Annotated in this window: 7 protein-coding genes, 7 tRNA genes and 1 pseudogene; 13 read left to right on the top strand and 2 right to left on the bottom strand. The window is 28.5% G+C overall.

The genetic code is table 4. The features are described 5' to 3' along the window. Positions 1-91 precede the first annotated feature (91 nt). Both EHU54_RS03780 and rpsU read left to right on the top strand, forming a co-directional pair. A complete protein-coding gene (locus EHU54_RS03780; protein WP_400249020.1) occupies positions 92-658 on the top strand; it encodes a hypothetical protein in 567 nt (188 codons plus the stop codon). Between the two features lie 249 nt (positions 659-907). Next, a complete protein-coding gene (rpsU, locus tag EHU54_RS03775; RefSeq protein ID WP_004028656.1) occupies positions 908-1,072 on the top strand; it encodes a 30S ribosomal protein S21 in 165 nt (54 codons plus the stop codon). 28 nt (positions 1,073-1,100) lie between these two features. On the opposite strand, the gene EHU54_RS03770 is transcribed toward rpsU, so the two are convergent. Further along, the gene (locus EHU54_RS03770; protein WP_400249019.1) at positions 1,101-2,063 is read right to left on the bottom strand and encodes a GMP reductase; all 963 of its coding nucleotides are present in this window, start codon (positions 2,061-2,063) and stop codon (positions 1,101-1,103) included. 155 nt (positions 2,064-2,218) lie between these two features. Between EHU54_RS03770 and EHU54_RS03765 the strand changes: the two genes are divergently transcribed. From EHU54_RS03765 to EHU54_RS03725, 9 genes are all read left to right on the top strand, one after another. Then, the gene (locus tag EHU54_RS03765; RefSeq protein ID WP_400249018.1) at positions 2,219-3,160 is read left to right on the top strand and encodes a hypothetical protein; all 942 of its coding nucleotides are present in this window, start codon (positions 2,219-2,221) and stop codon (positions 3,158-3,160) included. Between the two features lie 165 nt (positions 3,161-3,325). Beyond that, positions 3,326-3,401, top strand: a tRNA-Val gene (locus tag EHU54_RS03760). A 12-nt stretch (positions 3,402-3,413) separates the two neighbouring features. Continuing rightward, positions 3,414-3,489: transfer RNA gene (locus EHU54_RS03755), tRNA-Thr, on the top strand. Between the two features lie 6 nt (positions 3,490-3,495). Beyond that, positions 3,496-3,579, top strand: a tRNA-Tyr gene (locus tag EHU54_RS03750). Positions 3,580-3,594: 15 nt separating this feature from the next. Further along, positions 3,595-3,669 (top strand) — tRNA-Gln (locus EHU54_RS03745). 4 nt (positions 3,670-3,673) lie between these two features. Further along, positions 3,674-3,749 (top strand) — tRNA-Lys (locus tag EHU54_RS03740). A gap of 16 nt (positions 3,750-3,765) precedes the next feature. Further along, positions 3,766-3,852 (top strand) — tRNA-Leu (locus EHU54_RS03735). Between the two features lie 85 nt (positions 3,853-3,937). Then, a tRNA-Gly gene (locus EHU54_RS03730) sits at positions 3,938-4,011 on the top strand. A gap of 78 nt (positions 4,012-4,089) precedes the next feature. Further along, complete coding sequence (locus tag EHU54_RS03725) at positions 4,090-4,668, top strand: DxFTY motif-containing membrane protein (protein WP_400249017.1); 579 nt, start codon at positions 4,090-4,092, stop codon at positions 4,666-4,668. On the opposite strand, the gene EHU54_RS03720 is transcribed toward EHU54_RS03725, so the two are convergent. Then, on the bottom strand, positions 4,665-5,468 hold the full coding sequence (locus EHU54_RS03720; RefSeq protein WP_400249016.1) for a phosphotransferase: 804 nt from the start codon (positions 5,466-5,468) through the stop codon (positions 4,665-4,667). The genes EHU54_RS03725 and EHU54_RS03720 overlap by 4 nt on opposite strands. 68 nt (positions 5,469-5,536) lie before the next feature. On the opposite strand from EHU54_RS03720, the pseudogene rdgB reads away from it, so the two are divergent. After that, positions 5,537-6,097, top strand: a pseudogene (gene rdgB / locus EHU54_RS03715) (RdgB/HAM1 family non-canonical purine NTP pyrophosphatase); the annotation flags it as partial. Continuing rightward, positions 6,098-6,646 (top strand): tRNA (cytidine(34)-2'-O)-methyltransferase, encoded by a 549-nt coding sequence (locus EHU54_RS03710; RefSeq protein ID WP_400249021.1) that lies wholly within the window; start codon positions 6,098-6,100, stop codon positions 6,644-6,646. The last annotated feature ends 171 nt before the right edge of the window (positions 6,647-6,817 follow it).

Here is a 6,817-nt window from a genome sequence, read left to right as displayed (position 1 = left end):
ATTAAAATTATAATTTGCTATTAGTATCTTTTTAAAAATATTTACAATTATTTTACTAGGTTATGCAAGAAGTCTATTATATTATTTATGAATGGGAAATTTTGCACAAGAACAAATGGAAGGAAATTTAAATATTGTTAAAACTCGTTTAATTGAACATAATAAATTAATTTGTTTAAAAAGCTTATTAATTTATTTAAATAATTTAGAATTAGATTTTAGTACCAATCAGATTTCGCTTGTTCAAAATTTTGTTTGTAGTGTTTCGGAACGAATAGCAATTATGACTAATTTTCCTAAATTAAAATGAATAACAATTAAGCAACATTATGGTTTATTAGTTCAAAGAAATGATTTTTATGTTGATGTTAAAAGTAAAACAATGATAATTTACCAGCGTAGTACAAAAGACCTTTTTAAATTAAATTATGGTTGGATTAATTGTCAAAATATCTTTCAACAATATCTTAATCATAATTTTAATGTTATGTTATCTGTTTCAGATTTAATAACATTAATTCCAAATTTATGTCAAAGGATATGAACATCATATAAAATAAAAGCACTTTGCCTTGAAAAAGGTCTTTTTTCAGAAGTTGTTATAACAGATTATGAAAAAGCAATGGCAGGATTTCTTTTTTTTATCGCGAAAAATTAAAACAGTTGTCCAAAAAAAATTAACAATCGGGAATAATAATTATGAAATTTTAACAAAGGTTAAAAAAGAATAAAAATATGGTATTAAGTTTAAGATATGGTAGGAAATTTAAAGAAATTAATTAAAATATTTATATTCCAATAAATATTTTAATTTTATGCATACATAAAATCAGAAAAGTTTGTTTTGTTAAAAAAAGTATGATAAGATGATATTGTTAATTTATATAGTTTTAGGAGTTGAAATATTATGGCTACTGTTGTTGTCAAAGCAGGAGAACCGCTAGACAAAGCGTTAAAACGATTTAACAAGGTTTCTTCAGTTAAAAGAAAAGAAGCCCGAAAACGTGAACACTGAATGAGCAAAAAAGAAAAAAGACGTTATAAACAAGAACAATCACGTAGTTTTCGTTAAAAAAAATCCCATTTAAAATGGGGTTTTTTTAAAAATTACTATCTTTTAAAATTACATAATCAACTTTTTTAATGGCCGAAAGATCTTTGCCACCAGCATATGAAATTGATGATTGTAAATCTTCTGTCATTTCACGTAATGTTTCAAAAATGCTGCCACGAATTTCAATTAACTCTTTTTTACCTTCAACATAACGTTTTTTACCTTTATTATATTCACTTGCTGATCCAAAATATTCTTTATATTTAATACCATTATTTTCAACTTGTTTTCCAGATGATTCTTGGTGCGCAGCAAATAAACTACCAATCATGCATATTGTTGCGCCCATTCGAATTGATTTCGCAATATCACCGTTAACTCGTAATCCACCATCTGCAATAATTGGTTTTGAACTACCTTTACTACATCATTTAACAGCCGATAATTGTCATCCACCATTACCAAAACCAGTCTTTAATTTAGTAATACAGACTTTTCCGGGTCCAATGCCAACTTTTGTTGCATCAGCGCCTCATTGTTCTAAATCACGAACAGCTTTTGGTGTTCCAACATTACCTGCAATAATAAATGTTTCATGACCTAAATGGCTGCGAATATGTTCAATCATTTTTTTTACACTAAAAGCATGACCGTGAGCAATATCTATTGTGATATAGTCAGGTACTAATTGTTCTTTTTTTAATGTTTCAATTAGTGCAAAATCATCTGGTTTAACACCAACTGAAATTGATGTAACCAAGTTTTTACTTTTCATATGTTTAATAAACTTAACTTGATCTACGTTAAAACGATGCATAATGTAAAAATATTTTTTTTCTGCTAATTTTTCACATAATTCTTCATTCACTACCGTTGCCATATTTGAAGGTACGACAGGTAAATTAAAAGTATGTTTTCCTAATTTAACGGTTGTATCACATTCTTTTCGAGAATTAACAACACATAATTCTGGAATTAATTGAATGTCTTCATAATCAAATGCTTTCATTTTTTTAATTTCACCTCACTTATTAAATGTACCATAAAATAAGGGGAAAAACCCGAGTTTTCTTTTTAAAAAAGAATAAAAAAATATCTTGTAATCATATTAAAACCAGCATATAATTAATTATGTAATTGTAAAAAGGAATAGTGATTATACAAATGATGACAAGAAATTTTGGTTTTACTAGATTTTGAATTGTGTTATCAAGTATTGTGGGTATTGCGGGAATGGCAATAGCAGGAGGGGCTTACTTTTATTACTTAGGCCGATATAACAATGGGACTTTTCCTGGTGATATCAACGCTGCAAATACTTGATTAATGAATTCATATGCTGATTTAACAAGTGTTAAAGTTGTACTTTTACTAATAGCGATTTTTTCATTTTTCACAACAATAATTTATAATATTGGATTGATTCGTTATGCAATTAGCAGTACTGATGCCGAATTATGTGCAAACAAATGAAGTTTAGCGGTATTATCGTTATCAATTGGTGGTTTTTTTGCACCATTTGCATTAACATGATTACCAGATACCGATGTTAAAGCAACAAAAAATGCTCGCGTTGTTATTGTCCGTTATTTAGGGACTGCTTGATTAGTATCAGCTCTTGCTAGTATTGTTGCAATTATGATTTTTTATAACAAGGCAACAGATAAAACTTGAGTTAGAGACTCAAAACAAAATTTTGCCATTATGATGGGAGTTTTAGCTGTTGTTAGTGTTTTAAGTTTAATTTTTGTCCCTGGCTTTTATAGTAATAAAGTTGTTGCTAATATGATGGCTGAAACTTCTTATGGAAAATGATTACGTTTCGTTTCAACTGTTTATACTATTTTAGTAACAATAATGTTAGTGATCCAAATTATTACGGCGTTATTAAAACTAATTGAAGCATTTGGCCGTATCTTCCAAAAAGGACAAAATGGACTAGCAATTTTCGCTAATATTTTAAATTTTACTGCAACATTAATTGGAACAATCTTTATGATTTATCTAATTACAAAAGTAATTAAAGGATTATGACGTCGTGAAGATGGTTATATGATTAACATTCCACAATATAAAGCATCTGACCATATGCAACGTCGTTATTAATAAGATTTTTAAAATGGATTTTATAATATTAAAATCCATTTTTATTAGTGATTTTAGATAATATAATCTTCTTAAAAAAATAAAATTAATAATATTTTAATTGACAAAAATTATTGTTTTATATAAAATTAAAAAGGTTTCAACACAATACTTATATTGTGTCATCGGGTGTTAGGTCAGTTGGGAGAGCGCCTGCCTTACAAGCAAGTGGTCAGCGGTTCAAGTCCGCTACACCCGACCATTAATGATTCCTGCTGGCTTAGCTCAATAGGTAGAGCAACTGACTTGTAATCAGTAGGTTGGGAGTTCGATTCTTCTAGCCAGCACCATTTTTTGGAGGGGTAGTGAAGTGGCCAAACACGTCTGACTGTAACTCAGCTCCTTCGGGTTCGGGGGTTCGAATCCCTCCCCCTCCACCATCTTTATGTATATTTTGGGCTATAGCCAAGCGGTAAGGCAAAGGACTTTGACTCCTTCATGCGCTGGTTCAAATCCAGCTAGCCCAGCCATTGTCTCTTGTTAGCTCAGTTGGTAGAGCAACTGGCTTTTAACCAGTGGGTCAAAGGTTCAAGTCCTTTACAGGAGACCATTTATAAAAAATATATGCCCGAGTGGCGGAATAGGTAGACGCAACGGACTTAAAATCCGTCGGTTTTACAACTGTACCGGTTCAAGTCCGGTCTCGGGTACCATTTATTTTATTTAAAAAAATTGACATTATGTTAAGACAGTGGTATATATATTACTGTAGTTTAGGATAAAATTTAAAGTTAAAATGCAGGTGTAGTTTAATGGTAGAACTTCAGCCTTCCAAGCTGACTGTGAGGGTTCGATTCCCTTCACCTGCTCCATGATATTAATTGTTAGTTTAACAATTTTTTTATGTTAAAATAAAAAGACAAGAGGCAAAAGAGGAGTTAGTGATTGTTATGAAAGTCATTAAAAATGATAATAAAAAAAAGTCTACTAGTAATTGAGAACATTTACCACCAGAAATGCAACATGATTTAGAATTTCATGCTTCACGCACAGCATTTTGAAAAAGTCTTCTATTTTTAATCATTGAAGCTGTAGGACCATTTTTATTATTGTTTTTTTTAACTTCGCCTGACTTAAGTTTTGCCTACCATTATGATGTTGGCATTGGAATTGGTTTTAATTTAACAATGGTTTTTAGTGTTTTTTTATTAACTTGTTTAGGGTTTTATTTTCATTTTCATCAAGCTGACCAGTTTACATATACTATTGCATTATCTTGAATGTTATATGGAATTTATTTAACTGGATATTGATGAGGATGAGATAAGATTTTATATCGTTGCTTAGTATCATTTCTTTTTCTCTTAATTGCTATTTTTGTTGGTACATTTATGACCGTATGAATGCGTAATCTTCGTGGATATTTTCAAATAAAAAAAAGTAAGAAACAATCAGAGCCACCAGTTATTAATAAAAAAGAAAACAATAATTCACCAGTTGATTCATCGGTAACAAAGAAAGAACCTTAATTATTTTTTTGTAAATTAGTTAATTTTAAATCAATAATTGTTAAGAAAATTTTTTGTTTTGTCTGTTCATACATGTAATTAGCTCAGTAAATTCATAGAATGTTTTGGTAATACATTCATGCTACTACTTTTTCTTGTTGTTGTGATGTTAAATTAAAAAGATTAAATCAATAAGTTCGTTCAGCTTTTGTTGTTAATGTTTCAGAAGCAAATGAAGCAATATCAAAAAATTTATCATTTAGCATAGCATATTCAAAATCAATTAAATAAAGCTTTTGGTTTAAAAAAATTAAATTACCATGATTTAAGTCATTATGGCATAAAACAAGTTCTGTTGGTTGCAATTTTAAATAATCAAATTTCTCTTCATATGGAGCTAAATTTACCAATTGTTTACAAATTGCTGTTTTTAATGTTATTAAAAATTGCTTAGGATTAAATGTTTTAATTTGATTATTTGGATTAATTTTAGTTTCTCATAATTGTTTAATTATTGTAGCAACTTGGTTTAAGACTTGGTTTGTAAGTTTAACCGTACTAAGTGATTGTAAAGTTGGGTAGTATGGTGTAACCAAAAAGAAATGATCACCATCATAGCCATAATCTACAATTGGTAATGTTAAATCGGCATTTTTAATTTGCTCTAAAACAAAAATTTCATTTTGATGATCAATGAATAAATTAGTAAAAGGATTACTATAACGGATAAAAAGATTATCAATACTTTGATAATTTTGGTTAGTAATACCTAAATTTAATTTTGCTTTAATTTGGTATTTCATCATATTTCTGACTTCCATTCTGTCTGTTATATATTATTAATTTTATTATACAATATATATAATTAAGAAAAGCGGGGAAATAAAAAATGAATGAAATTTGAATTGCTACTAGTAATAATAACAAAGTACGAGAATTTAAAGAAATGTTTGAAGGTATTAATATAATTGTTAAATCATTGTTAGATTTAATAGTACCTGTGCCTGAAATTCCTGAAACAGGAACAACCTTTGAAGAAAATGCATTTTTAAAAGCTGATTATTTAAGCAAAATGTTAAATAAGCCAGTATTAGCGGATGATTCTGGATTAGAAATTATTGGTTTAGGAAATTTTCCTGGTGTTAATACTCGCCGTTGAGCAGAAGCAATTACGGATAATAATATTATTAATAATTTATTAATTGAAAAATGTCGTTCACTAGAAGAACGTGATGCACAGGCAGTTTGTGTTTTATGTTATATTAATCCAAGTACAAACCAAACAAGGTATTTTCGAGGAATAACAAAAGGTATTATTATTGAAAAACCAGTTGGTAATAATGTTTTTGGTTATGATGCAATTTTTTTCTTACCAGAAATTGGTCAAACTTATGCTGAATTAACTGTAGAAGAGAAAAATAAGTATTCGCATCGTTCAAAGGCTTTTCAAATGTTTAAAAAATGATGACTAGGAGGAAAAGATGAAGACAACAAAAAAATTAACATTATTTTATTTGAACCAGAAATTGCACAAAATGTTGGAGCCATTATGCGAACTTGTGTTGCAATTAATGCTAAGTTACATTTAATTGAACCATTTGGATTTATTTTTGATGAACGATTTATTGCTCGCAGTAGTGCAAATTATGTTGAGTTTGCTGATTATGAAACATATAATGATTGAAATCATTTTTCACAATTAAATCCAAATCTTAAATTATATTGTGCAACTCGTTATGCACAACAACCACATAGTGCAATTGATTTTACAAAAGAAGAAAAAGTTTTTATTTTATTTGGGCGTGAATCAACTGGTATTCCAACAACAATTTTGAAAGAACATTTATCACGAACTTTTCGTATTCCAATGTCAGAAAAAGTTCGTAGTTTAAATGTTGCTAATACAGTTGGGATTGTCGGTTATGAAATTATGCGGCAATGAGATTATCCTGGTTTATCAGAAGTTGAAATTCAAAAAGGGGCTGATTTTTTAAAATAAAAATAACAATGCTTTTTGTGAATTTTTTTAGTATTGAGTTATATTGATTGTTTTTAGAAAGGATGATAAAGAATAGACTTCTTGCATAACCTATTAAAATAATTGTAAATATTTTTAAAAAGATACTAATAGCAAATTATAATTTTAATTAATTATGTCTTTTATTTAAAA

The sequence above is a fragment of the Spiroplasma sp. ald genome, from assembly GCF_044714355.1.
GTDB classification, from domain to species: domain Bacteria; phylum Bacillota_I; class Bacilli_A; order Mycoplasmatales; family Mycoplasmataceae; genus Spiroplasma; species Spiroplasma phoeniceum.
Note: the sequence above shows the minus strand (reverse complement) of the source record. Positions and strands in the feature narration are given on the sequence as shown.